The organism is Clostridium simiarum (genome assembly GCF_018919175.1).
Classification (GTDB): Bacteria; Bacillota; Clostridia; order Clostridiales; family Clostridiaceae; genus Clostridium_L; species Clostridium_L simiarum.
The window spans coordinates 240,332-265,539 of record NZ_JAHLQL010000001.1 but is presented as its reverse complement, the minus strand read 5'-3'; the positions used below and the strand labels follow the sequence as shown (position 1 = coordinate 265,539).

Sequence of the window (25,208 nt, the reverse complement as noted above, 5' to 3'; positions counted from 1 at the left end):
TAAAAATTCTAAGATTATATGTTATAAAACCTATACTATAATATAATTTAATAAAATTATATTATAAAAAATAAGAGAAGCATAGCTTAATCTATACCTCTCTTATTTTTTTATAGTAATTTATCAAAATCATAGTTATCTATATCTTTTTCGTTAATTCCTAAAAAATCTATTTCAATGTTTTCTTCTTTTAGCATCTTCATAAATTCATCCATATAAATCCCCGGAACTTTGTCATAGGTTATGTCTCTTTTTAAAGTATCTATGCTTTCTATTTTTGTGATTTCTCCCTTCCAAGTATTAGACACACAACTCACATCTATACCGCAGCTAGGACTACCGTTTACTCCTATTATATATTTTATTTTATAGTCATTAGCAATGTATTCTTTTATCTGTAAAATTATAGGATTAAGTAGCTTTCTACAATGATTTCTAAAATAAGGGTTATCAAATTGATTTCTTACATGTCCCCATCTTCTCATACCGTAGAAGGTAAGTTCTGGACAAGGAAGTTGTATAATTCCATAATCTCTTTCAATTAAAGCATAGGTTAATGGCTTTAATACTCCTTTATATCTACAAGGTCCCTCTACTTTTGAATTTGCATTTATAAAACAATGAGCTAATATACATATGTTTCTACTTTTTTCCACAATATCTCTCCTTTTAAGTTATAAATTTGTAGCAGATACCATAATGATATCTGCTACATACTTTCAAATATAGTGCCAATATAAAATATATAATTAAGCTAATTACTTCTAGCTTCTTTCATTGCCTTTTCGCCCTTTTCTTGAGCTTCCTTAAGAGCTTCTTCTGTAGTTTTCTTCTCTTTAAATACTTGCTCTAACTCTTGTCCTAAAACATCTAGGGCAGGTATAGTACCAATAGATCTAGCTCCAATCCAACCTTTATCTAAAGTCTTCATAGGTACTTCTTTTACTGGATTTTCTTTTAAAAACTTTTGATACTCTTCACTTTTTATAGCTGACATTCTAACAGGTATGTAACCAGTTTTCATTGAAAAATATGCTGTGTTTTCTGTATTAATTAAATGCTTTAAGTATAACCAACCAGCAAGCTTTTGCTCTGCAGTTCCAGTATTATACATAGCTACATTTGTTCCATAATAAAGCTGAGCATCTTCTTTATGTACTGGTAATGGTGCCGAAAACCAATTTCCCTTAAATCCCTTTTGAATATAAGGTATGGCTGAAGTTGAAGCTACACACATTGCTGCTTTTCCTTTAATAAAGGTATTGTTTGCATTTTTATCTTCTCCAGCTAAAGTAGCAACTTTATCCTTTACCATACCAGCAAGAAATTCAACAGCTTCCTTTGTTTCTGGAGTATTAAAATTAATTTTATCATCTTTTTCACTAATTACTTCTCCACCAGCATGCCTTACCCAAATTCCTATGTCTGTAGAGATATTATTTTCTAAAGCAACACCATAAACTTCTGGATTTCCATCATTATCACTATCTACAGTAAGCTTTTTAGCTGCATCTTTGAATTCTTCCCAGGTTTTAGGAACAGATACGCCCTTCTCTTTTAACATATCTTCATTATAATAAAGCACCATTTGACTTTTGTTAAATGGTAGAGAATATTGCTTATCTTCAAAAGTTCCATCTTCATATAATATCTTTATGATATCTTCTGATTCTTCCTCTTTCATACCTACCGTACCATTGGACATGTAAGGATTTAAATCTTCAACTAAACCTTTATCTATGTACCATGTAAGTCTGTTATTATATATTTGAGTTACTGTTGGAAGTGTATTACTTTTTGCAGCTCCCATTAATTTTTCAAACAGATCCCTATAACCACCTTGATTCACAAGTTTAACTTTGATTTTAGGATTTTTTTCTTCAAAATCTTTAGTAATCTTTGTTAAAGCCTCTTCATTTTCCCCCTTCATAGAATGCCAAAATTCAATTTCCACATTTTCTTTAATCTCTGTTGGTATACTAGATGTAGCTTTATCTTTCTTATCATCTACTTTTCCACTACACCCTATCATGGATAGAGCCATGATACCTGTTAACATAATTGATATAACTCTTCTTTTCATAAGTTAAAACTCCTTTCTTGGGTTTAAAATATAATATGGATTTACTCCATTTTTTATCTTATATAACCTTTTACTTCTAACCTTTAATACCGCTATTGCTTACACCGTTTAATATATATTTTGATAATAATATAAACACTATAATCATGGGCATTATAATTATAGTTGAAGCTGCCATTAAAATATGATAATCCATACCTACTTCTGAGGAAAACTTAGCTAGGACAATGGGTAAAGTTCTCATCTTTTCTGAGTTTGTCATGATTAATGGCCACATAAAAGCGTTCCAACTATTTATTATCTTTAAAATTGCTATAGTAAATATAGCAGGTCTAGCCATAGGTATCATTATTCTTATTAAATATTTAAAATCACTACAGTTATCCACCTTTGCTGCATAATAAAGCTGTTTTGGTATATTTAAAAAGTATTGTCTTAAAAAGAAAATTGAAGTTATACTTGTACACCACGGTATAATTAAAGCCTTATATGTATTTATCCATTTCAGTTTACTTAAGGTTACAAAGTTTGGTATAAGCAATACTTCTCCAGGTACCATCATAGTTCCAATTAAAATAGTAAATATTATATCCTTCCCCTTAAAATCTAAGTTTGAAAAGGCGAAGGCTGCCAATATAGTAGTTACTAGCTCTCCTATGGTAATGGCTACTGTAATTACAACACTATTAAAAACATATCTATTGAAATCTTTTAATCTAAATACTTGAAGGAAATTTTCCCATTGAGGCTTCCTTGGAATTATAACTGGCGGATTTGCAAAAACCTCCTCTGGGGATTTCAATGCAGTTAAAAAAATCCATATAAAAGGGGTAAGTATAAATATTGCTGTAACTACAAGAATCATGTAAGTTAATATCTTTTCTAACTTTTTTTTCTTCAATTCAATCCCCCCCTTAATAATGAACTTTCTTTTTTGCAATTCTAAATTGAATCAAAGTAAATATTAATATTATTATAAAGAGTATAAAGGCTGCTGCAGAAGCTACTGCAAAATGCCAATTCATATAAAACTTATTAAAAATATAATACACTATGGTCATAGCACTTTTTAATGGTCCTGGTGACCTATCATAAAGAACAAAAATCTCATCAAATAATTTAAATCCTCTTATAATAGATGTTATTGAAAGAAAAAGTATAATTGGAGATAGAAGTGGTAATGTTATTTCTTTAAATATTCTCCATTTACTAGCTCCATCCACTTTTGCTGCATAATAATATCTATCATCTATACTTTGTAAACCAGCTAGTAAAATAACTACATTGTATCCAAGACTTTTCCAAATATTTAACAATATAAGCAATGGCATAGTATAATAGCTATCCCGTAAAAATTGCTTAGACCCAAATCCCATACTGTTTAATACTAAATTAATAAGCCCTTGATCACTGTTAAATATCCATCTCCACCCTACAGAAATAGCTACAGTACTAGTCACAAAAGGCAAGAAATATGCACTTTTAAAAAAATTTCTTAACTTTAAATTTTGATTTAATAAAACTGCAATAAACAAAGCAAGTCCTATAGCTAAAGGCACTGCAATGGCTACATAAACAAAAGTATTTCTTAACGCAAGATAAAAATCTTCATCTGTAAGAACGTATACATAGTTATCTATTCCTCTTTTATAAACTATGTCTTTTAAATAATCAAATTTTGTATAAAAACTCATCATAAAAACTTTAATCACAGGATAAATCTGAAATACCGCCAGTATTAATATACTTGGTAATATGTATAAAAACCCTTTATATCTTTTCATATCTAATCCTTAAACCTATGTATCTTTTTAAATTTTAAATAGACATCTTGTCCAACATTGTAATTCGATTCTCCTGTTATGATAGCTCTGATTTCTATACCTTTGAATACTAATGTTATATGTGTATCTCTACCTAAGGATAATATATTACTTATGTAAGCTGGAATAAGTTCCTCGTACTCTTTTTTAGTATAAATCTCTATGTCCTCTGGCCTTATTCCAAAATTCTTTATGTCCCCATCTTCTGAAATATCCTCTAAATTATTAAAAAATCTTATGAACTCACTTTTTTCAAAGATATTTATCTTAGGACTTCCAATAAATCTAGCCCCATATACAGAATTAGGATTATGATAAAGTTCTTCTCCTGTAGAATATTGTATAGCCTTACCCTTATGCATTAATAATATTTTATCTGATATAGATAGTGCTTCTTCTTGATCATGAGTAACAAAAAGTGTAGTTATATTAAAGTCCTTTTGAAGGTTTCTAATTTCTTCTCTCATTTCTACTCTTAGTGCTGCATCTAAATTAGAAAAAGGTTCATCCATAAGTAATAATCCTGGTTTTTTTATTAAAGCCCTTCCTATAGCCACCCTCTGTTGCTGTCCCCCTGATAATTCTTTAGGTTTTCTCTTAAGTAACTCCTCAATTCTAAGAGTCTTACTTATAATTTTTGCTTCCTCTATAGCTTGACCCTTTTTCATCCCCTTCATTCTTAAAGGAAAGATAAGATTTTCAAGTACAGTTAAATGAGGATACAAAGAATAATTTTGAAAAACCAACCCTATATTTCGTTTCTCTATGGGCACTGAGTTTATTATCTCCTCATTAAAAGAGATTTGCCCTGCTGTAGGATCTACTATACCCGCTAACATATAAAGCAAGGTACTTTTCCCACAACCACTAGGTCCTAATATAGACACCAGTTCACCATCTTTAACGATTACATTTAAATCATCTACCGCTATAACCTCTTCATATTGTTTTCTAAGATTCGTAATAGTAACTTTCATTTAATCACCTTATAAATTTTAATCGTGTACCATTTTTTATGGTAACACCCTTATGGGATTATTTCTAATAGTTATAAGCTATAGTACAGGAACCGCCTATAGTTTTTACCAATACTATAGTAATTAAGGGAACTAATTTGATATTTACCAATTAGTTCCCTTAGATTAAACAATTTTACCTTCTCTAATTTTAATTATTCTATCTGATATATTTTTAGCAAAATCCATATCATGAGTTATTATTAAAACAGCCCTATTATCTTTTTTTGCCAATTCCTTAATTATCTCTCCCACCTGTCTTTTAGAATCTGGATCTAAGGCTGATGTAGGTTCATCAAAACACAGCACCTTAGGATTCATTGCACAAGCTCTTACTATAGCTATCCGCTGCTTTTCTCCTCCTGATAATTGAAAAGGGTACTCCTTAGCCTTCTCTTCAAGATTAATTCTTTTTAAGAGTTCACCTGCCTTTTTTTCTGCTTCATTTTTATCCATCTTAAGCACACTAACTGGCCCTTCTATAATATTTTCAATTACATTTAAATGAGGAAAAAGGTTAAAATTCTGAAACACCATACCTATTTTTCTCTTATATCTTTTTATTTCTTCCTTTGAACTATAAGAAAAGATATCTCCTTCCTGTTTAATAAGACTATCTCCTTCAATAGTAATGTAACCTTCATGGCATTTTTCCAAGTCATTCAAGCATCTTAAAATAGTGGTTTTTCCTGCACCTGAAAGTCCTATTAAAGATACTACTTCTCCCCTATGTACTTCAAAGGATATTCCTTTTAAAACTTCTTTCTTTCCATAAAACTTTTTTAAGTTTCTAACCTCTAGCATTTTCTTCCCTCTTTTCTTTGCCTATAAATAATAAGAGTATCTTTTTTCAAGAATGTAAAATATTTTTGTTAATAGTAAAGTAAATATCAGGTAAAAAATTCCTACTACAATTAAGGGCACTAAACTTGCCTCTCTATTTGAAGCTATCTTCCCTATTCGCAACAATTCATCTATGCCAACTACATAAACTAAAGATGTATCCTTAACTAAAGTAATTACTTCATTTGCTACAGAGGGCAGCACCACCTTTATTACTTGAGGTAATATTATTCTTTTGAATCTTCTCCTAAAGCTTAATCCTAGTACATAGGCTGCCTCAAACTGTCCTTTATCAATGGATTCAATACCTCCTCTAAATATTTCACCAAAATATGCTCCATAATTTAGCACAAAGGCTATTATAGCAGCGGTATATCTATTAAAAGTAATACCAACTAAAGGTAATCCAAAAAATATAAATGTTAATTGTAATAGTAGGGGGGTTCCCCTCATTATTAATATATAAAACTTACATATTTTATCTAAAACCTTTAGCTTTGAAGTTTGCATAAGGGAAAGAAATACCCCAAGTGGTATAGATAAAATTAAAGTAATAGTAAATATACTTAATGTATTTATAAGTCCCTGTGCCATTGATCTTATAAGTGTGTATAAATAACCCATATATATTCTCCTAACCTAAACTTATTTAATTATATCTTCTCCAAACCATTTTGATGAGATTTTTGAAGTAGTTCCATCCCTTTTCATGTTATTTAAGATTGAATTAATTTCTTCAATAAATTTCTTGTCTCCTTTTCTCATACCTATACCATATTGCTCTTTACCAAAATCCTCTGGTAGAACTTTGTACTTTTCTGAACCTCTTTGAGTTGTATAATACCTTGATAGTATTTCATCAGCTACTACCGCATCAACTCTAGATGATTCTAAGTCCATTAAAGCTTCATTATTGGTATCAAAAGTTATAGGCTTACCATTTTGAAACTTTTTCATTAATTCTTCTTCTTTATTTATAGCGTCTAAAGCACTTGATCCACTTTGTACTGCAACCTTTTTTCCTTCTAAATCTGACTTTTTATTTATATTTGAATCCTTCAAGGTTATTATAACTTGTCTATTTTCTACATAAGGATCAGAAAACTCAACCTTTTCTTTCCTTTCCTCTGTTATTGAGTATCCATTCCATATAACATCTATATTTTTATTTTTTAATTCTGTTTCCTTCATGGCCCAGTCTATAGGTTGAAACTTAACTTCTAAATTTAGTCTTCTTCCTAATTCCTTAGCAATATCTATGTCAAAACCAACTACTTCACCTGAGGCATCTTTAAATCCCATAGGTACAAAAGTATCATCAAAGCCTAAAATTATATATCCTCTTTTCTTTATGTTTTCAAATTCATCTAAACTTGTTTTACCATTATTGCATCCAGATAGTAAAAAAACTCCTAACATAGCTACAATAAAACTTAAATATTTTTTTCTCATATTATCCCCTCTTTCTTTTATCTATTTATTACTTTAACGTGATAAAGTAATAAAGTCAATAGGGCGATTAAAGTTTATATTTTCAAAATAATCTATTAATTATTTCATCCATAATCATAAGCTTACTTTATAAAATATAAAATTACATAAAAAAATGTCGGTTAAAGTACAACCGACATTTTTATTTATTATATTTAATTAAACTTGAAACTTGTTCATTATTCTCTCAAGATCTACAGCCATCTCTGTAAGCCTTTGTGCTGCTGATGCAACTTCCTTCATAAGCGCAGTTTGTTCTTCCGCTGATGCTGCTACATTTTGAGAGCTACCTGATGTTTCCTCAAAAATCTTTGACATATTTTCTATAGATTCCACCATGCTTTGTGATCCTGCTGAAATTTCCTCAATAACCGCAGATGCATCTTGCATTTTTACTGAAATATTATCTACAGAAAGTAGGATTTCACTAAAGGATTTACCAGCCCTCCCCACTATAGAAATTCCAATATTAACAGCTTTGCTACTTTCCTCCATTGCTACAGTAGACTCTGAAATACTTCCTTGTATATCCTGTACTAGATTAATTATCTTGCTTGTTGAACTTTCAGATTGCTCAGCTAACTTTCTAACCTCTTCCGCTACTACAGCAAAGCCTCTTCCTTGTTCCCCAGCCCTTGCTGCTTCAATAGCTGCATTTAATGCCAATAAATTTGTTTTTTCTGCTATTTCACTTATTACCAATATAATACTTCCAATTTCAGAAGATTTCTTACCCAAAGTATCTATACTTTTAGATAAAAATTCTACTTTTTCATTAATATTATCCATCTGCCTTATGGCCTTATCTACCACTTCATTTCCTTCTTTAGCCCTTTTGAAGGTTATAACAGATGCTCCTGCCATATCTTGAACATTTAAACTTACATGCTCTAATCCTTGAGATATTTCACCTACCATCACACTGCTATCCTTCATAAGATCTTCTTGTTTTTGAGAATTAGAAGCTATGTCTTGTATAGAAACTGCAATTTGATCTGCTGCTACTTCTGTTTGCTCAGAGCTTGCTGAAAGTTCTTCAGAAGCTAAAGATAATTTCTCTATATTTTCCCTTACATTGAACACTGTGTTTCTTAAATTTTTCGCCATATTATTAAGATATCCTATCATTTTTCCTATCTCATCATTGCTATTTCCTTCAATGGTTTTAGTTAGATCATTTTCTGCTATACCCATAGCAAGATTATTCACATTTTTAAGGCTTTTAGTAATGCTATTAGCAACAGAAAAAATAGCTAATGTAATTAAGATGGAAGCTATAATTATAATTACGCTAAGTAATCTAAAAAGAGATTTAGAACTAGCTAATAATTCTGATTCCGGTATAGTCAATGCTAATATCCATTTTGTTTCTGGAATTTCTTCATAATATACTCTTATTTCTTCTCCATCTAATTCATAATTAGATACTCCTGTTTTTGAGGATAACATAGTGCCACCTAAGGATTTCAAAGAAGTATTTTCATCTTCAATAATTTTACTTTGTAATATTTTATTTTCTTCAACCCCAGCTATGTATTTTCCATCCTTATCTATTAAAAAAGCTTTACCTTTTTCTCCTACTTTTATGTCCCCTATATTTTTCTGTAATGTAGTTAAGTCAATGTCTGAAGTAGCAACTCCTAAAACTTGTTTATTATTATCATAAAAAGGTGCTGCAGTTGTAACCATAGAAACCTTACTTACCTCATCATAATAGACCTCAGACCAATATGTAAAACCATCCTTATCTTGTATAGTATTTTGATACCAAGGAAATTTAAAATAGTCATATTTTTCATCACTATAATCTTCTACAAAAAAAGCCTTATTATTTTTTTTATAGGCATAAGGACCAAAATATTTTAATTCATCTTTATATTTATAAGGTTCAAACCATATTCCTGCTCCATAGGTATCTTTATTAGTAAGTATAACTTCCCTTAGCATCTCAGCATACTGTTCTTTTGATAAAGAGCTTTTAGTTGCTTGAGTTACCTTTGCCAATGACTCCGCAATTTGTTCATGCTCCAATAAACTTTTTTGAATTAAATTTATATTCCCTTCCAGTTGACTTTCCATACTTAATTCTATTTTTTCATTAATAATATTTTTTGACTTTTCATAACTTATATAATTCATAACAAACATAGATATTAAGATTACGGGCAAAATTGTTAATATAATTTTTGTCCTTATGCTTTTAATATTCTTCATAGAACAGCCTCCTAAAACTGTATTTTAATATGAGTTAAATGTTCCAATTAATATATAGCTAATTATGTTTATTTTATTCTTTAATAAACTATCTTGAAACCCTTGAGTTTAGATAAAACTTTAAAACACAAACGCCCCACCTATAACTTTGAAATATTATAAATAAGGCGTACTTTTAAATATCAACTTGTACTTTTATTGGAAGTTCTTTTACTTCATAAGCTATTAATTGCTTTTTCTAATCTTTGCATGCATTCTTCTATATAACTTCTAGGGCAAGCTATATTCATTCTTTGAAACCCTTCTCCTAGCTTTCCAAATATATTACCACTATTAAATTTAACCTTAACCTTTTCTTTTAAAAATCTATCTAACTCTTCCTGTGGCATATTCAAATCTCTCATATCTAACCACAAAAGGTAAGTTCCCTCTGGTCTTTTCATCTTTACAATAGGTAATTTTTCTTTCAAATATTTTTCTACAAAGTCTATGTTTTTCTCTAAATAACATAAAAGCTCTTCTATATATTTATCTCCATATTTATAACAAGCTTCTAGAGAAGTTATCCCAAACACATTACCCCAATTATATCCTATTCTAGCTCTTACAAAAGAATCTCTTAATTCCTTGTTAGGAATTACTGCAAAGGCTTGACTTAATCCTGCTACATTGAAAGTTTTACTAGGTGCCATTAGTGTTATAGAGTTTGCCTCAAATTCTTTAGAAATGGATGCAAAGGGAGTATGTTTAAATCCCTTATAAATTATATCTGAATGAATCTCATCAGATACAACTAATATATTATTTTCTATGCATATTTCTCCTAATTTTTCAAGTTCACTTTTACTCCAAACCTTCCCTAAAGGATTATGTGGGTTACATAATATTAGCATCTTTGGATTTTCTCTTTTTATTATATTTTTTATATCTTCTAAATCCATGTCATAACCACACTCTGATTCTTTAAGATTATTTACTAAAACTTTTCTGTGATAAGCTTCAGGTACTAAGGCAAATGGATGGTAAACTGGCTGTTGAATAATTATTCCCTCATTCTCTTTTGTAAAGCTATTTATGGAAGTAGCTATTCCATCAACTACACCAGGTAGAAAAACTATCCAATCTTTTTCTACATGCCATCCATATTTATTTTTCAATCTATCAATTATAAGCCTATAAACTTCTTCATTAGCATAAGTATACCCGAATATAGGATGTTCTGCTCTTTTTTTGATGGCTTTATGAACCTCTACTGGACAAGGAAAATCCATATCAGCTACCCACATAGGCAGAAACTCTTCACCAAGATCTATTATACCCTCATCCCATTTTACACAAGTAGTTCCTCTTCTATGGATAATTTCATCAAAGTTATACGCCATAACCTATACCCTCTCCTTTACAAATTAATTTAATAATACCAAGGTTATAAATAAGATAACCTTGTAAATAGAAAAACCATTTTATACTTAATTATTCGACAGAAATAACCCTTATCCTTTAATAATCTCTAACAATATAGAAATATATCTTAGTAGGAAATCTTTAAATAAAAAATATAAAGCACCTGCATTTTACCAGAATGAGTCTTTATAATTTTTTCTGTAAAGTTCAATAGATTCTATTACCTTTAATAACACTTCTTCTCTTGACCAAAAACTTGTGTCAAAAATAATATCATAATTGTGCAGATTATATATATCTGCATCATAAAGCCTTATAAATCTTTCTCTTTCTACAAGGGATCTTTTCTTTATACTAAACAAAGCCCCTTCCTTGGTAATATAAGTTTCAGAGCTACCCCTTGCATCTTTTATGGCTCTTTCAGCAGCTATATCTTCATTTACTTTAAGATAAATATTTATACTATCTTCAATGAAATACCAAGCAAGTCTAGCATCAAATAAAAAGTTTTCTTCATTTCTTCCTATTTCCCTTGTTCTTTCATCTATAATCATATCTACATTATTATCATCCATATATTTATTAAACTCTGTAATATCCATTCCAAGACTTTCCGCTTCTTTCCTTAAAAGCTTTCCTGCACTAAAAATCTTTAATCCATAATGACTGCATAGACTTTTACTTAAACAGCTTTTGCCACTATATAGATCTCCAGTAATGGTAATTTTCATAAAAATCCTCCTTGCTATTTATAATAACATACTTATGTAAATTATAAGATTAAATGTTATGATTTATCAATGTATTTAATCTATTCTTGTTAAAAGTAATTCTCTTTACTAAAATTACATTAAAGGAAAAGTATTACAAGAGCTATCCTCCTTTAGTTTATAATTACTCCTTTAGATAAATATAAAAAAGATATAGAATTTAGTAGTAATTTATACTAAATCCTATATCTATAATGCTATATTTAATTCAGCGGTGTCTTTAAGAATATTCTATTAAATTAAAATCTTCCAGCCCCTCTAAGTATTAAACTCATTGCTATATGTTCTATTCCCTCTTCTTCAAATAAATTACCATAGGCTTTGAAACCTAATCTTTCATAAAAACTAATAGATTTTATTTGAGCATGTAATAGTACTTCTCCAATATTAATTTCTCTTAATATATGGATGAGCTCTTCTATAACCTTTTCTCCATATCCACATCTTCTATATTCTTTCAACACACATACTCTTCCTATTTTATATCTTCCACTTAAATCAACCACTCTTCCTGTAGCCACTGGCAAATTGTTTTCATATATCACTACATGGTAACTCTTTTCATCAAGACCATCTCTTTCATGTTCTACAGGTACATTTTGCTCTTCCACAAAAACTGCATATCTAACCTTATAAGCATCTTCTAAAAGATTTTTTTCCTCTCCCTTAAATCTTTTCACTTCCATAAAAACACTTCCCTATACAATGAATTATACCTATGTATTAAAAATAAAATTAATCTTTATATTTTCACTTTTATAGTTTAATTTTATTTTTATTCTAACAATTTAAAGGTTACTAATATTATATCACGGTAAATCTTATAATAAAATTTAACTTATATATCTTATAATACTATAACTTTATGTAATACTTCATATAAAGCAGTTTTGATAATGTTTTCAAAATAATCCTTAAGAATCATAGTGATTTCTATAAATCTTATTTAATACAGTAAAAACTATGCTTTAAAAATAAAAAAAACACTGCTTTTGAAATAAACTGTAAAGCAGTGCTTTTTTATGTATTGTCAATTAATTCTAAGGTTTAGGTGGAATTCTCTTAATTATCTGAATCTATGAAATAAAAATTTTTATTAAACCAAATTATTACTCTTTCCATACATCTTGCAATTTTATCAAATTTATAGGTGTTACTGTAATACCTTTAACATTATTTTTGGTTGCATAACAATTACAACTTACAGAAACAAATATATATGGACACTCTTCTTTTAATATTTCTTCAATGTGAGCTATTTTTTCCCTATATTTATAAGGATTTTTTATGGCTTTTACTTCCTCTATAAGCTCTATTAAGTTTTCATTAGTATAACCCCCTATATTTGCAATACCGTCAGGATCTATAAAGGGCTCTATATAATTATCTGGTGTTCCTGTATCTCCTATCCACCCTGAATAAAGTATATCTCCTTTTTTCTTAAATTCAGCCTTAGTATAGTTCTTTTGCTCTACTTCTACGGTTTTTAACTGGAGACCAATTTCATTTAAATTCTCTTTAAGTACCTTTATTAAAGATTTAGCATAGTGGCTATTCTTTGTAAGAGAATTAATCAATAGGGTTATAGTACCTTGCTTTACTCCACTTTTTTTCATATAATCCTTAGCTTTACTTATATCTCTTTTTATTTTCTCTCTACCGTTTAAATTAAATCCCTCTGGGAATATATACTGTGAAGGGTTTTCTAAGTCCTTTAAGCCTTCCTTTATAATCCTTTCTCTATCTAGAGCGTAGTTAATAGCTAATCTTACATACCTATTTTCAATCAAAGGATTATTGCTAGTAAAATTAAAGGCTAAATATTTTGCACCAAGACTTTCTTTTTTATTAATTTCATATCCTGCTTTCTTTATTTCATCAACATTTGAAGCATTTACAGGTGTATAGTCTAATTTATTATTTATAAAGTCTTCAGCTAAGCTCTCAGAAGATGTATGAATAATAATTTCATCTGCAAGCCCAGAACCTAATGGGTAATCTTTCACCTTTTCTAGCACTAATTTATCATCCTTTTCATTATAACTAACAAACTTATATGGCCCTATACCTATAGGATTAACCTCTATGTTTTTCGCACACTCTTTAGGTATTATAGAGCAGGATATAAATGCTAAATTATTTAAAAATGAAGCATAGGGATTTTCTAAAATTAATTTTATCTGGTAGTCATTTATAATTTTAATTCCGCTTATAACCTTAGATTCTCCATTATAAAATTCTTTAGCTCCTTTAATAAAATTTAATATCCATCTATTGTCTGAATTTGTTTCTCTACTTAAAAACCTCTCAAAAGAATATTTTACATCCTCGGATTTTACATTTCGCCCATTATGAAATTTAATATCTCTTCTTAGAATAAAGTTCCACGTAACATTGTCGGACTCTAAATGCCAACTTTTAGCTATACCACCTATTATATCCACTCCTGATCCAAATTGTACCAAGCCCATATGTATAGGGTATAACGCCTTAACGTTGTCTGCATAAAGAACTTTAACAGGGTCTAATGTATATATCTTAGAAAATTTTATATTTAAAGTTATTTTTTCGTCATTTAATTTTTCTTCCTTGTCTTGAACTAGGGTCTTCATGCTTTTAGATATATTATTTAATGTGTTTATACTATCCTTTAGTTTATTTAGACTGTACTTTTGTCTAAAAGCATTTATAGAAGTGTTTTCATTATGAGTTTTCAGCTCTAGACTGCCCTTTTCCATATCTTCCATAGTAGCAACAAGGTAATCATTTTTCTTTACTTGTTGCTTTATAGCTTCTTCTATATCTAAAGATATTTGTTGAGTTCTGCTTACAGATTCTATTATGTGATTTATTGCTTCTTCAACCTTTTTAGCTTCTTCTGTGCTATTAATAACTCTTTCAATACTTTGTTGCATTATGGTATTGGTTTTATTAGTTGTGGATGCTATATCCTTTATTATGTCCCCAATTTCATTAGCAGATTTAGAACTACTTTCAGCTAACTTTTTAACTTCTCCTGCAACTACAGCAAAACCTCTTCCAGCGTCTCCAGCCCTTGCAGCTTCTATATTAGCATTTAAGGATAATAGATTAGTAGTATTAGAAATGTTTTTTATTGTATCCACAAAACCATTTATTTTTTCTGACTTTTCTATTAATTCTAAGATTACCTGATGCATATTTTCAACAGTTTCCTTTATGGTTTCTATACTACTAATTGAAGAATTTACGGCTTCATATCCAGATTTAGATTTTTCCAAAGTACTATTTATTTCTTTAATAGTTTCATCTACTCTCTTAAATACTATATGTGAGAATTCTCCTACCTCATTTGATGCTTGAAAGGTATTTGCGATATGCTTTTCATTTAACTCAATTTGTTTATTAATGTCTTCTACTGAATTCAAAAGAACTTCTGTAGCCTCTAATGTTTCTTCACCTTCATTTAAAATCCTATCTGCTATATTGATTTGATATTCTTGTAGCATTCTTAAGTTTGATAGTTTTAAATTAAAATTATTTGTGGATTTGCTCCCAAGGTTTTCTCTCTGCTGAATCTTTTCTTGTGGTTCCTTTTTATTTTTTCCTCCCATTAAAAACATATTTTTCCCCCTTAATATTCAAAATACCCTTTTTAACTTTAAACTTAGTAAAGTAATATTTTTAGAGCCCTGTTCTATAATTCTAAAACAGAGCTACTAACTTTACATAAAAATGAATGATTATCCTTATATATTCAATATTTATTTTATATCTCCTGCTTTTATTAAAGCGATTTTAGAAGATAATGGTCCAATTAATTCATATATAACTGTTCCAGCTAATACAATGGTTCTTATTGCTTGTCCATACTCAGGTGGTAAAGATTTTTCTGCAACCAAAGATAAGCCTATAGCTACCCCTGCTTGAGGAACTAAAGCCAACCCTAAATATTTCCTTACATTTTCCTCTGCTTTTGTTATATAACCTGCAATGTATACCCCAAGCATTTTGCCTATAACTCTAAATACCATATATCCAAGTCCTATAACTCCTACACTTCCTAGCACTGACAGATTCAACTCTAAACCTGCAATTGTAAAAAATGCTATAAAAAGTGGAGGTGTAAATCTATCCACAATACTTAAAAATCTACTACTATTGCTACTTAAATTAGTTATAGTGGCTCCTAGCATCATACATGTAAGTAGGGTAGATAGATTTAATTTTATAGAAATTCCTATAGCAAAAAATATAAATGCTATAGTTAAAGATAATAATTCATTCTCACCTTGAACTTTTTTACCTAGATATGCAAAGATAAATCCTAATATAAATCCTATAACTATAGAAAAGACTATTTCAATTAGAGGCTTTAATATAGCCATGGCTAGAGAAGTTGAAGCTCCACCTATAAGTGCTTGAGCTATCGCAAGAGATATGCCAAAGGCAATTATACCTATAGCATCATCCATAGCTACTACTTGTAAAAGAGTGGTTGTAAAATTACCTTTAGCATTATATTGTCTTATTACTAATATAGTAGCCGCTGGTGCTGTAGCTGCAGCTATAGCTCCAATAGTTAAGCTAAAAGGTAAGGGTTGTTTAAAAATAAATATCATGGCTAAATCCACTAAAAGTACTGCCCCTAATGCTTCAAAAATTGTTATCATTATAACAGTTTTACCTGTCTTTTTTATATTCTTTAGTAAAAATTCACTGCCTATTCCATAGGCAATAAATCCAAGGGCTGCCTCTGATAATATCCCTAAAGATTTTACTGCATCTTGAGGCACAATTTTTAATACATAAGGACCTATAATTACTCCAGCAATTAAATATCCGGTTACGTTTGGAAGTTTTATTTTAGAAAGTAGTTTTGCACATAACATGCCTGAAAATAGTACTATGGCTATGTAATATAAACTGTTCATCTACTCTCTCTTTCCCCCTATATTCATTCCTTCCACGTAACCTACAGGAACTGTAAATATTATGCCTACATCAGGCTTAGACATATCTCCTGTTTCCTTCTTTATGCATGATACCGCTGTTTCCAATTGATTATCCTCAATTACTACAAAAATTGTTTTATTAAAAGGGTATTTTTCATCCATTACCATTCTTATAGATCCAAAAATAGGAATGTTGCTTCCTACCTCATTTAATATTCGAGCCATACCTGTACTTTCAATTACAGTAGCTCCTCTGATACCTTCACTCATGAAGTTTTCAAGTATTCCCTCAAGACATTCCACTTTATTTAGCACTAAAAATAATACTTGCAACCTCATCATCTCCTTTCAATTTTAAGTTTTACTTAATATAGTATAGCATAACTTTTAATGATTTTAAAATTGAAAGAGGCCTTAGTGTAACTTTAAAATCTAATAATATTATTCTCCACCTAGTAAATAGCTTTTTATTTCCTTAGCAAAATCCTCCATAATAAATTTTTCCTTCTTTCTAGCACTTACACTTTTTATAGGATTTTCTAATATCTTTTTAACTTTTGTAGGCTTGTTGGTAAAAATCACTATATAGTCACCTAAAAGCGCTGCCTCCTCTAGATCATGAGTTACTAGTATAGATGTTCTTTTTTCTTTATCTATTATATTTGCAAGAGTATTTATTATATTTTCTTTAGAGGCTATATCTAATGATTTAAAGGGTTCATCCATTAATAAAACCTCTGAGCTATATGCAAAGGCTCTAGCTATACTAACCTTTTGTTGCATTCCACCACTAATAAAATCAGGGTAATAATCCTTAAAGTCTAACATATCCACTTGATTTAAATAATGCTGGATTATGTTTTTTCTAGCTTTTATATCTAGCTTATCCTTAAGAACAAAATCTATATTATCCCACAGAGTATTCCATTTTATAAGCCTAGGTTCTTGAAAAACGAAGCTGATTTTTTCCTTTTGTAGCCCTTTAACCTCTCCCTCATAATCCTTTATAGTTCCATTTATTATATTTAATAATGTAGATTTTCCACATCCCGAAGGTCCTAATATACAAGTTACATATCCTTTAGGAATAGTAAAGGATATGTCTTCTAATACTTTAAGATTAGAAAATTCTTTTCCTACATGCTCTATTTTGTATTCCAAACCCTTCACTCCCTTAATTAATACTTCCAACGTGCTTTACTTTTATATATGAACTTTATAAGAGTCTCAAAAATAATAGTTAATACTACCACTATAATTATCCAAGCAAAGACCCCAGAAGTGTTTAAGTATAGTTTTTCCATCTGCAAGCTACTTCCTATGGAATATTTAGGTTGACCTAATACTTCTCCTGCAATTACCACTTTAAAATTTAATCCTAATACAGAGGCCATAACCTTATATATTCCTCCAAATATGCATGGAATATATATGTTTTTTATGATTGTTATTTTCTTTACCTTAAAAAGCTTTGCCATATTTAAGATTTTAGTATCCATAGAAATCAAAGCTGATACTATGCTGTCATATAGTATTGGAAATATCACTATAAAGCCTATTAAAACAGGTGCCTTTTCACTATCTAACCAAATAAGAGCTAGAATAACTATAGCCATGGTTGGCACTGATTTTAATATAGAAAGAATTGGTTTAAAAAGATTATGTATAATCCTAAATTCATAGGCTAAAAGTCCTAAAACTAAAGCTGTTAATATAGAAATTAAGAAGCTTAAAAAGCTTCTTAATAAAGTAAATCCTATTATATTTATAAAATTTTTATTATTTATTATTTCAATTAAAGCTTCATAAGTGGAACCTATAGAAGGTATTATAGTTTCATTATTTATACTTTTAGCACCTATTCCCCATATGATAAATAGAAGCATAATGGATAAAAATATATACTTTTTATTTTCCCATGTATAATCCTTCATCTGGAACTTTTCCTCCTATTGATTTTGGCTCAAATTCATTAAGAACTTTATAATATGTTTCATAATCTTCTTTGCTTTCTTTTATATGAATAAAATTCATATTTGCCCTTTCTATCACTTTTTCAGCTGTAGCTTTATTCATATTTAATTCTAATTCTTCTGCATACTCTCCTAATTTTTGTGGATTTTCATTTGCCCACTTTATGCTCTCTTTATAATCCTCTAAGAACTTGTCTACAAAATCCTTATTTTTTTCTATTAACTCTTTTTTTATGATTATACTAGATTGAGGGTATCCATACTTGCTACCTGTAAGATTAATCCACTCTTTATTTAAATCTATAGCAATTTTACTTTCTGTTTTTTTCATTGTAACAGTAGTTATCATAGGTTCTGGCATAACAGCAAGACTTGTCTTCCCACTAATGAATGCTGGTGCAAGCTCTGTAGCACCATTAAGATAAGTTATGCTTACATCCTTATCTGTATCTATATTGTTTTTAGATAATATAAATCTAAATATTATATCTGGTGTTAGTCCTTTACCTATATTATATATTTCTTTACCTTTCATATCTGATACCTTTGAAATATCCTCAGATGTAACTACAAATAAAGATCCCCAGCCAGCAGTACCTGCTAATTTATAAGATAAGTTCTTATTATAGGCTTGGGCTGCCAAGTTTGATGGAACCACAGCTATGTCAGCTTCGCTATTTAATACCTTTGCTACTAAAGCATCTGGAGTTTTTTCTACATTATATTCTATAGTAAAATTCTTTTTAATTTCAGGTTTTTCTTTCATAAGCTTTGCAGCTGTAAGTGCTGGAATTCCATCAGGAACAAACACCTTAATATTCTTATTTTCTACTTGTTGTTGTTTTTCTTCACCTTTATTTGATATGCAACCTACTAATAAAACCATTGACATTAATAAGCTTAATGCAATAGAAAATCTTTTTTTCATAAAAATCACCTTCCTTTAATAGAAATTTTATCCTACTCTATATATTTTACAGATTATTAGTAAATAATCAATGGACAACTCTTAAAAATATGTTATAATATATTCAAATTAATATTTAAATTCGTTTATAAGGAATAGTAGCTAAAAAGCTTCATACACAGAGAGTGAAGAATGGTGAGATCTTCATGATGATAATTTTAGTGAATGGACCTTTCAGAAGTAAACCGAAATCCTTAAATGGAGAGTAGCAGTTACCGGAAGCCTACCGTTAAAAAGGATAGAGTATGTTAGTACTTGAATAATGAGATACATTGTTTATTGCAATGTAATTTAGGTGGCACCGCGAACAACTTTCGTCCTAATTAGTTTTAGACGAAGGTTTTTTTTATTTGTTTTAAAAGGAGGGATTTATATGAGATGAAGTGTTTTCTATAAAATTTTAAATGTAAAATTCACTACTAAACTAATTATGCGAGGAGAAATAAATATGAATTTAAAAAAATTAACAACCTTATCATTATTTTTAGCTATAGGATTTATACTTCACCAAATCTCACCTCCAATATTTTTTGGAATAAAGCCAGACTTTCTTTTAACTATGATGGTTATGTCATTATTATTTTGTGAAAGTTACAAGGAAACCTTAATTGTTAGCATTGTATTTGGTATGTTTGCTGCACTTACTACTGGATTTCCTGGAGGACAGATACCAAATATGATAGATAAAATCATATCTGCAGCATTGATTTATAATATAAAGACTCATTTTACTAAAAAGAATTATTTTAAGGTACCCATATTAGCTTTTTTATGTACCCTAGTAAGCGGTATTGTATTTTTAATTTCTGTATCTTTTATTATGTCATTGCCTACAAACATTTTTATTTTATTTGCTACAATAGTTATCCCTACTTCTCTTATAAACACTATAGTCTCCTTGGCTATATATAATCTAATAGTTCGAATTACAGGTTTAAAAACCTTATAGAATATACCTTATTGACCTTTAAAATAAATTATAATAAAATAGTATTGTAAACTTAAAAAAAATTATAGTTTACAATACTATTTTAAAGGTGGTTATTTATGAAACTCTCAACTAAAGATTTAATATTAATAGCTTTATTTTCAGCACTAACAGCAATTGGTGCATACTTATCCTTACCTATTCAACCAGTAGCCATATCCTTTCAAACTTTAATAGTAATAATGTCCGGAATGATTTTAGGATCAAAATCTGGAGGCTTATCTCAAGTAATTTACATTTTTTTAGGCTTAATAGGATTGCCAGTGTTTACAGGTGGTATTGGGGGTATCCCCATACTAATGAAACCTTCCTTTGGATTTGCAATAGGGTTCATTCCAGCAGCTTATTTATCTGGAAAAGTAGTAGAGAAATTTGAAAATAATAGTATTTTAAAATATATCTTAGCCTCCTTAGTTGCCACCTTAATAATTTATTTATTTGGATTACCTTACATGGCTTATATTTTAAATAGTGTGCTTCACAAAAACTTATCCTGGATAAAAATATTCCAGTCCGGATGTTTAATTTTTTTACCAGGGGATATTATAAAATGCATCCTTTCTTCTTTAATAAGCTATAAAATCATCCCTTTAATTAAAAATAATAAAGAATTTTAATATAAAACTAATAAATAAGAGAGTGATAAGAATAAAATGTAACCTATGTCAAGTACATTTTACTTATGACTCTCTTATTTAAATTTTACCAACTATATATAGATAATATTTGAGTCTTGTTTAATTATATCAATTTCTCTTCTTTGACATGTAAATATTATAATCTGCCTATTGCTCTCTATACTTTGTATATAATCCAGAACTTTCATTAACCTATCATCATCATATTGCATAAAAGCTTCATCTAAAAAAATAGGCACTGATTCATTTTGATTAAATATAAGATCAACAAAAGCCATTCTAAGAGCAAAATATATCTGATCTAGGGTTCCATTACTTAAATATTCTGCATCTACAATAGTATTTTCATTATTATCTCTAAGTTTTATACTGTACTCTTCCGAAACTTTAACTTCATTATAATTATTCATTGTTATAGAACATAGTATTTTACTAACTTTATTATTAAGTAGAGGTCCAAAATCTCTTTGAAGTTCTTTAAAACATTCTATTAAAGTTTCATAAGCAATATTTATACACTGTAATCTATACTCTAGTTCACTGATTTCATTTTTTACAGACTCCATATTTTCTTCTATGTCTGTTATCCTTCTTTTCCCTATAAATTTATTTTCTATGGAATTTTCTACATCCTTTAATCTTTTCTCAGTGTTTAATAATTCTTTGTTTTTTTCTTTAAGAGCTTCATCTAGCATTTCCTCATCTTTAAAGTTTTCTTCTATGTCTTCCTTTAATATATCTCCTATTTCTTCCCTCATCTTTTCCAAATCTCTATCTTTTAGAAGGAGTCTGTAACTACTATCAATATTTTTAAGCCTATTTTCTATATCCTGTTTTTCTTTTAACTTTTCCTCAAGTCTTTCTATCTCTTCTGAAACTACTTCTATAGAAATATTACCTTTAGAAACCCTCATGATTTTCTCTTTTATGTTTCTCTCTTTTATTTCTATTTCTTCATTAATATGATCTATAGATTTTAAAATATTATTTAACTCTGAATTTAAAATCACTATTTGGTTATTAAGAAGTTTAAATTCTTTATTTTTCATTAAAAATTCTTCTATATCCTGACTTTCTGTATGTTCCAATATAAACTGTAGATACTTGTTTATATTTTGAAGGTTTTCTTTTAACACCTCTGGTTGGTAATTTTCTTTTTGTATTAGTTTTTCTTCAATTTTTACTTTAAGTTTATCAATATTTTCTTTAATATCCTCTAAATTTCTTAATTTAATTAAAAAATCCTTATAATCTTTAGCTCCTGATGCTTTATAGTACTGCTCTAAATCTTTTTCTATGGATGCTATAGTCTCATTAAGAGAAAGAACCTCCTTATCTTTTAGGATTTCTTTATGTATATTACTCAAAGCTTTAGAATTCTTTCTCTCTCTTTTAACAAAAAACAATGTTAAACACATAGGCACAAAGATAAATGGAAAAATTAAATATCCCTCATAGGCTTTTAAAAATTTAATTGCAAAAATAAAGGGAATTGTTATAAATGAACATATACTAAAGATCAAATTCTTTCTTTTATTTTTTTCATAGACATGTTTTTCATCTATAAGTTTATAATCTATATGGGTATTATCCATTTTATATTTAAGCTCTTTCAGCTTGTTTTCATAATCATAGAATATACCTTCAATCCGTCCTCTAAAACCTAATATAGGTTCTAATACCTCATATTTATCTTTTAAAGTTTTCAGATTACATTCAAGAGTACTAAGTTCCTTTTCTATATCTTGAACTTCCTTTATTCTCTCTTCTATATTTTTTTTTTCTAAACAAAGAGATATTACTTTTCTTTCTACTTCTTCGTCTAAGTTGTTAAATTTTTCATACTTATGGAATTCTTCTTTTTTAGTTTTTAAAGACTCCTCTACTTGGTTTTTACTTTCCTCTCTTTCTATGTATATATCTTTTAGCTGATTATACCCTCTATATTCTTCCTTTATGGAATCAATAAAGTTTTTATCTATAATTCCTTTATCACTAAGTAAATCCTCTTCTACCTTTTCTTTTTCACGATTTAGCTCATCGCTTTTCTTTAAATACTCCAGTATCTCCTTATATTCCTTATGTAGCTTTATTCTTTTTATATGCTTTTTGTATAATTCTAATTTATTTATATGAGCTCTTAACTCAAATTTTTTTTCTTGAAGCTTATTTAGTTCTAATTGTTCTTCTATGCCTTCTTTGCTTAATCTTACACTGTCACTATATTCCCTATTTAATTCTTCTAGTTCTAATTTTAACCCATCTAATTTACCTGTTTTTCTTGGTGTGGTAATAAATCTCTTAGCTTCCTCTAGTACTTTAATGGCTTTTTCATAAGAGCCTTCTTCTCCTTCAATTTCCACTAGATTAGTGAGTTTTTCTAGTATTTCATCTCCCTTTCCTCTTTTTATTTCTAATCCAAGTTGCTTTATAAATAAGGTTTTATTAAAACCTTCTTCATTTAAACCTAATATTTCCTTTCCAGGTTCTATTACATTAATAGCCCTTATCTTTTCTCCTGTAATACAATGAATTATCTCTCCTTGATCTTCTTTTCTTGTATTTCCGAAGGATCTTTTTATTATATACTCATTTCCATCCGTTTCTTCATAAATAAGCTCTCCCTGCATCTTTTCTCCACTCCAGGGCATATATCTTTTTCTTTCATTTTCTCTTATAGATTTCTTCTGGGAGTTCATCCCATAAAACATAGCCTTTATGAATCCCTGAATAGTGCTTTTTCCAGCTTCGTTCTTACCGTATATTATATTTATACCATCTTTTAATTCTATGGTTTTATTTTTAAATTTACCGAAGCTAATTATATTTAATTTTTTTATAATCATTAAAGAATCAGCTCCTTATTACTTAAGCACTGTATTCCTGTTTTTAGTGCATCCTTTAATATCTGTTTTTCTTCCTTTTCTTCTGCTTCATTTATCTTTTGAATCATCTTCCTAGCATAGAGACCTTTTATAGAAAGTTCTTTACACAAAGATTCATAATCTAAATTTATTTCTGTAGAATCTTTTAAGGTTATATAATAAAAATCTTTTGAGATCTTTTCTCTTAGAACTTCTAAATTTATAATAAAATCCTCAGTTACTTCTCCTAAAAGAATTACTTTATAAATATTATTATATCTTTCACTTTCTGGAATATAGTTAAGTATTTTTTCTCCTATATCTTCATAAGTTAATACACCACTTATATCCATGAAAATTTCTTCATACTTTCTTTTACATATAGGTACAAACTTTAAATCAATAATGTCCTTAGATATTTCTCCTAATATTACACCCTTTTCTCCTTTTTCATCAAAGGCTCTTCCTTCCGGATTACCACAATAAGCATAATAAGTATGTTTTTCTTTATTTATACCTGAAAAACTATGTCTGTGTCCTAAAGCTATATAATCCATAGAACTATCGCCAATCTCTTCAAGAGTTATAGGATTATATTCATTTTTTTTACCTTTAACGCTTATGTCTCCATGTAATACCATTATGTTTATCCTATCTTTGTCCACTATAAACCCTTCAGAAAAATTCTCTAGCAAAGATTTCCTTTCGTAATATTCTGAAAACCCCTGACCATACACAGTTAGTTCTTTCTCATCTATAGAAATAGCCTCCATATTAGATTTAAATATATGTACATTGGAAGGCCAATTTATCATAGTATAAAAAGATTTTTCATTATAAGGGTCATGATTTCCTGGAGCTATAAATACCTTTATCTCTGGTATTTCTTCTAATTTTTTTTTCATATAATCCAAGGTAGTTTTCATAACTCTACTATTGTCAAATAAATCCCCACTTAATAATAAAATCTCTACTTTTTCCTTTTTAGCTAAATTAATTATGTTCCCAAAAGTCTCCCTTAAGTCTTCTCTTCTTTTCTCTGCAAAATCCTTATTTAACTCACTGAAGGCAGTATCAAAATGAAAGTCGCTGCAATGTAATAGTTTTATCTTTTTCAATGTCATCACTCCTTCAATCGAACTTTAGTTCTCTAATACTTTGATTTTATCAAAGGATTTATAATTATTCAACTTAAATATA

22 protein-coding genes and 1 other annotated feature are annotated in these 25,208 nt (G+C 28.9%); of the genes, 2 read left to right on the top strand and 20 right to left on the bottom strand.

Annotated features, from left to right (window positions below):
• Nucleotides 1–110: 110 nt before the first annotated feature.
• The 18 genes from KQI89_RS01230 to KQI89_RS01145 form a co-directional block, all read right to left on the bottom strand.
• Nucleotides 111–656: a CD3072 family TudS-related putative desulfidase gene (locus tag KQI89_RS01230; protein ID WP_216455590.1), complete on the bottom strand. Its 546-nt coding sequence runs from the start codon at nucleotides 654–656 to the stop codon at nucleotides 111–113.
• 98 nt (nucleotides 657–754) lie between these two features.
• Nucleotides 755–2,083, bottom strand: a complete 1,329-nt coding sequence (locus KQI89_RS01225; protein WP_216455589.1) for an ABC transporter substrate-binding protein — start codon at nucleotides 2,081–2,083, stop codon at nucleotides 755–757.
• Nucleotides 2,084–2,159: 76 nt separating this feature from the next.
• A complete protein-coding gene (locus KQI89_RS01220) occupies nucleotides 2,160–2,984 on the bottom strand; it encodes a carbohydrate ABC transporter permease (protein WP_425514061.1) in 825 nt (274 codons plus the stop codon).
• 13 nt (nucleotides 2,985–2,997) lie between these two features.
• On the bottom strand, nucleotides 2,998–3,867 hold the full coding sequence (locus KQI89_RS01215; RefSeq protein ID WP_216455588.1) for a carbohydrate ABC transporter permease: 870 nt from the start codon (nucleotides 3,865–3,867) through the stop codon (nucleotides 2,998–3,000).
• A 2-nt stretch (nucleotides 3,868–3,869) separates the two neighbouring features.
• Nucleotides 3,870–4,883: an ABC transporter ATP-binding protein gene (locus KQI89_RS01210; protein WP_216455587.1), complete on the bottom strand. Its 1,014-nt coding sequence runs from the start codon at nucleotides 4,881–4,883 to the stop codon at nucleotides 3,870–3,872.
• A 165-nt stretch (nucleotides 4,884–5,048) separates the two neighbouring features.
• Nucleotides 5,049–5,726 carry an amino acid ABC transporter ATP-binding protein gene (locus KQI89_RS01205; protein WP_216455586.1) on the bottom strand — a complete coding sequence of 226 codons (678 nt, stop codon included), beginning with the start codon at nucleotides 5,724–5,726 and terminating at the stop codon, nucleotides 5,049–5,051.
• Nucleotides 5,727–5,747: 21 nt separating this feature from the next.
• Nucleotides 5,748–6,389 carry an amino acid ABC transporter permease gene (locus tag KQI89_RS01200; protein ID WP_216455585.1) on the bottom strand — a complete coding sequence of 214 codons (642 nt, stop codon included), beginning with the start codon at nucleotides 6,387–6,389 and terminating at the stop codon, nucleotides 5,748–5,750.
• 21 nt (nucleotides 6,390–6,410) lie between these two features.
• Nucleotides 6,411–7,217, bottom strand: a complete 807-nt coding sequence (locus KQI89_RS01195) for an amino acid ABC transporter substrate-binding protein (RefSeq protein ID WP_216455584.1) — start codon at nucleotides 7,215–7,217, stop codon at nucleotides 6,411–6,413.
• Nucleotides 7,218–7,415: 198 nt separating this feature from the next.
• A complete protein-coding gene (locus tag KQI89_RS01190; RefSeq protein ID WP_216455583.1) occupies nucleotides 7,416–9,470 on the bottom strand; it encodes a methyl-accepting chemotaxis protein in 2,055 nt (684 codons plus the stop codon).
• Between the two features lie 215 nt (nucleotides 9,471–9,685).
• Entirely contained in the window at nucleotides 9,686–10,852 is a 1,167-nt protein-coding gene (locus tag KQI89_RS01185; RefSeq protein WP_216455582.1) for a MalY/PatB family protein, read from the bottom strand.
• Between the two features lie 192 nt (nucleotides 10,853–11,044).
• Nucleotides 11,045–11,605 carry a cytidylate kinase family protein gene (locus KQI89_RS01180; protein WP_216455581.1) on the bottom strand — a complete coding sequence of 187 codons (561 nt, stop codon included), beginning with the start codon at nucleotides 11,603–11,605 and terminating at the stop codon, nucleotides 11,045–11,047.
• A 278-nt stretch (nucleotides 11,606–11,883) separates the two neighbouring features.
• A complete protein-coding gene (locus tag KQI89_RS01175; RefSeq protein ID WP_216455580.1) occupies nucleotides 11,884–12,330 on the bottom strand; it encodes a GNAT family N-acetyltransferase in 447 nt (148 codons plus the stop codon).
• Nucleotides 12,331–12,753: 423 nt separating this feature from the next.
• Nucleotides 12,754–15,246, bottom strand: a complete 2,493-nt coding sequence (locus KQI89_RS01170; protein WP_216455579.1) for an ABC transporter substrate-binding protein — start codon at nucleotides 15,244–15,246, stop codon at nucleotides 12,754–12,756.
• A gap of 141 nt (nucleotides 15,247–15,387) precedes the next feature.
• Nucleotides 15,388–16,557, bottom strand: a complete 1,170-nt coding sequence (locus KQI89_RS01165) for a cation:proton antiporter (RefSeq protein WP_216455578.1) — start codon at nucleotides 16,555–16,557, stop codon at nucleotides 15,388–15,390.
• Nucleotides 16,558–16,911, bottom strand: a complete 354-nt coding sequence (locus KQI89_RS01160; RefSeq protein WP_216455577.1) for a hypothetical protein — start codon at nucleotides 16,909–16,911, stop codon at nucleotides 16,558–16,560. It abuts the gene before it with no gap.
• Between the two features lie 108 nt (nucleotides 16,912–17,019).
• Nucleotides 17,020–17,739 (bottom strand): ABC transporter ATP-binding protein, encoded by a 720-nt coding sequence (locus KQI89_RS01155; protein ID WP_216455576.1) that lies wholly within the window; start codon nucleotides 17,737–17,739, stop codon nucleotides 17,020–17,022.
• A 17-nt stretch (nucleotides 17,740–17,756) separates the two neighbouring features.
• On the bottom strand, nucleotides 17,757–18,512 hold the full coding sequence (locus KQI89_RS01150; protein WP_216455575.1) for an ABC transporter permease: 756 nt from the start codon (nucleotides 18,510–18,512) through the stop codon (nucleotides 17,757–17,759).
• Entirely contained in the window at nucleotides 18,487–19,479 is a 993-nt protein-coding gene (locus KQI89_RS01145) for an ABC transporter substrate-binding protein (protein ID WP_216455574.1), read from the bottom strand. The genes KQI89_RS01150 and KQI89_RS01145 overlap by 26 nt, the downstream gene beginning before the upstream one ends.
• Before the next feature lie 115 nt (nucleotides 19,480–19,594).
• Nucleotides 19,595–19,843 (top strand) — a binding site (T-box leader).
• Between the two features lie 123 nt (nucleotides 19,844–19,966).
• On the opposite strand from KQI89_RS01145, the gene KQI89_RS01140 reads away from it, so the two are divergent.
• The gene (locus tag KQI89_RS01140; RefSeq protein WP_216455573.1) at nucleotides 19,967–20,467 is read left to right on the top strand and encodes a tryptophan transporter; all 501 of its coding nucleotides are present in this window, start codon (nucleotides 19,967–19,969) and stop codon (nucleotides 20,465–20,467) included.
• Between the two features lie 98 nt (nucleotides 20,468–20,565).
• On the top strand, nucleotides 20,566–21,123 hold the full coding sequence (locus tag KQI89_RS01135) for a biotin transporter BioY (RefSeq protein ID WP_216455572.1): 558 nt from the start codon (nucleotides 20,566–20,568) through the stop codon (nucleotides 21,121–21,123).
• Between the two features lie 92 nt (nucleotides 21,124–21,215).
• Here KQI89_RS01135 and KQI89_RS01130 read toward each other — a convergent pair whose 3' ends face one another.
• The gene (locus KQI89_RS01130) at nucleotides 21,216–23,990 is read right to left on the bottom strand and encodes an ATP-binding protein (protein WP_216455571.1); all 2,775 of its coding nucleotides are present in this window, start codon (nucleotides 23,988–23,990) and stop codon (nucleotides 21,216–21,218) included.
• Nucleotides 23,990–25,126, bottom strand: coding sequence for a metallophosphoesterase family protein (locus KQI89_RS01125; protein ID WP_216455570.1), 1,137 nt, complete (start codon nucleotides 25,124–25,126; stop codon nucleotides 23,990–23,992). The genes KQI89_RS01130 and KQI89_RS01125 overlap by 1 nt, the downstream gene beginning before the upstream one ends.
• Nucleotides 25,127–25,208 lie beyond the last annotated feature (82 nt).

Bases quoted from the DNA above. Each gene is read 5' to 3' on its own strand.
- KQI89_RS01225 (WP_216455589.1), bottom strand. From the start codon at position 2,083: ATGAAAAGAAGAGTTATATCAATTATGTTAACAGGTATCATGGCTCTA.
- KQI89_RS01215 (WP_216455588.1), bottom strand. From the start codon at position 3,867: ATGAAAAGATATAAAGGGTTTTTATACATATTACCAAGTATATTAATA.
- KQI89_RS01210 (WP_216455587.1), bottom strand. From the start codon at position 4,883: ATGAAAGTTACTATTACGAATCTTAGAAAACAATATGAAGAGGTTATA.
- KQI89_RS01205 (WP_216455586.1), bottom strand. From the start codon at position 5,726: ATGCTAGAGGTTAGAAACTTAAAAAAGTTTTATGGAAAGAAAGAAGTT.
- KQI89_RS01200 (WP_216455585.1), bottom strand. From the start codon at position 6,389: ATGGGTTATTTATACACACTTATAAGATCAATGGCACAGGGACTTATA.
- KQI89_RS01195 (WP_216455584.1), bottom strand. From the start codon at position 7,217: ATGAGAAAAAAATATTTAAGTTTTATTGTAGCTATGTTAGGAGTTTTT.
- KQI89_RS01190 (WP_216455583.1), bottom strand. From the start codon at position 9,470: ATGAAGAATATTAAAAGCATAAGGACAAAAATTATATTAACAATTTTG.
- KQI89_RS01185 (WP_216455582.1), bottom strand. From the start codon at position 10,852: ATGGCGTATAACTTTGATGAAATTATCCATAGAAGAGGAACTACTTGT.
- KQI89_RS01180 (WP_216455581.1), bottom strand. From the start codon at position 11,605: ATGAAAATTACCATTACTGGAGATCTATATAGTGGCAAAAGCTGTTTA.
- KQI89_RS01175 (WP_216455580.1), bottom strand. From the start codon at position 12,330: ATGGAAGTGAAAAGATTTAAGGGAGAGGAAAAAAATCTTTTAGAAGAT.
- KQI89_RS01170 (WP_216455579.1), bottom strand. From the start codon at position 15,246: ATGTTTTTAATGGGAGGAAAAAATAAAAAGGAACCACAAGAAAAGATT.
- KQI89_RS01165 (WP_216455578.1), bottom strand. From the start codon at position 16,557: ATGAACAGTTTATATTACATAGCCATAGTACTATTTTCAGGCATGTTA.
- KQI89_RS01150 (WP_216455575.1), bottom strand. From the start codon at position 18,512: ATGAAGGATTATACATGGGAAAATAAAAAGTATATATTTTTATCCATT.
- KQI89_RS01145 (WP_216455574.1), bottom strand. From the start codon at position 19,479: ATGAAAAAAAGATTTTCTATTGCATTAAGCTTATTAATGTCAATGGTT.
- KQI89_RS01140 (WP_216455573.1), top strand. From the start codon at position 19,967: ATGAATTTAAAAAAATTAACAACCTTATCATTATTTTTAGCTATAGGA.
- KQI89_RS01135 (WP_216455572.1), top strand. From the start codon at position 20,566: ATGAAACTCTCAACTAAAGATTTAATATTAATAGCTTTATTTTCAGCA.
- KQI89_RS01130 (WP_216455571.1), bottom strand. From the start codon at position 23,990: ATGATTATAAAAAAATTAAATATAATTAGCTTCGGTAAATTTAAAAAT.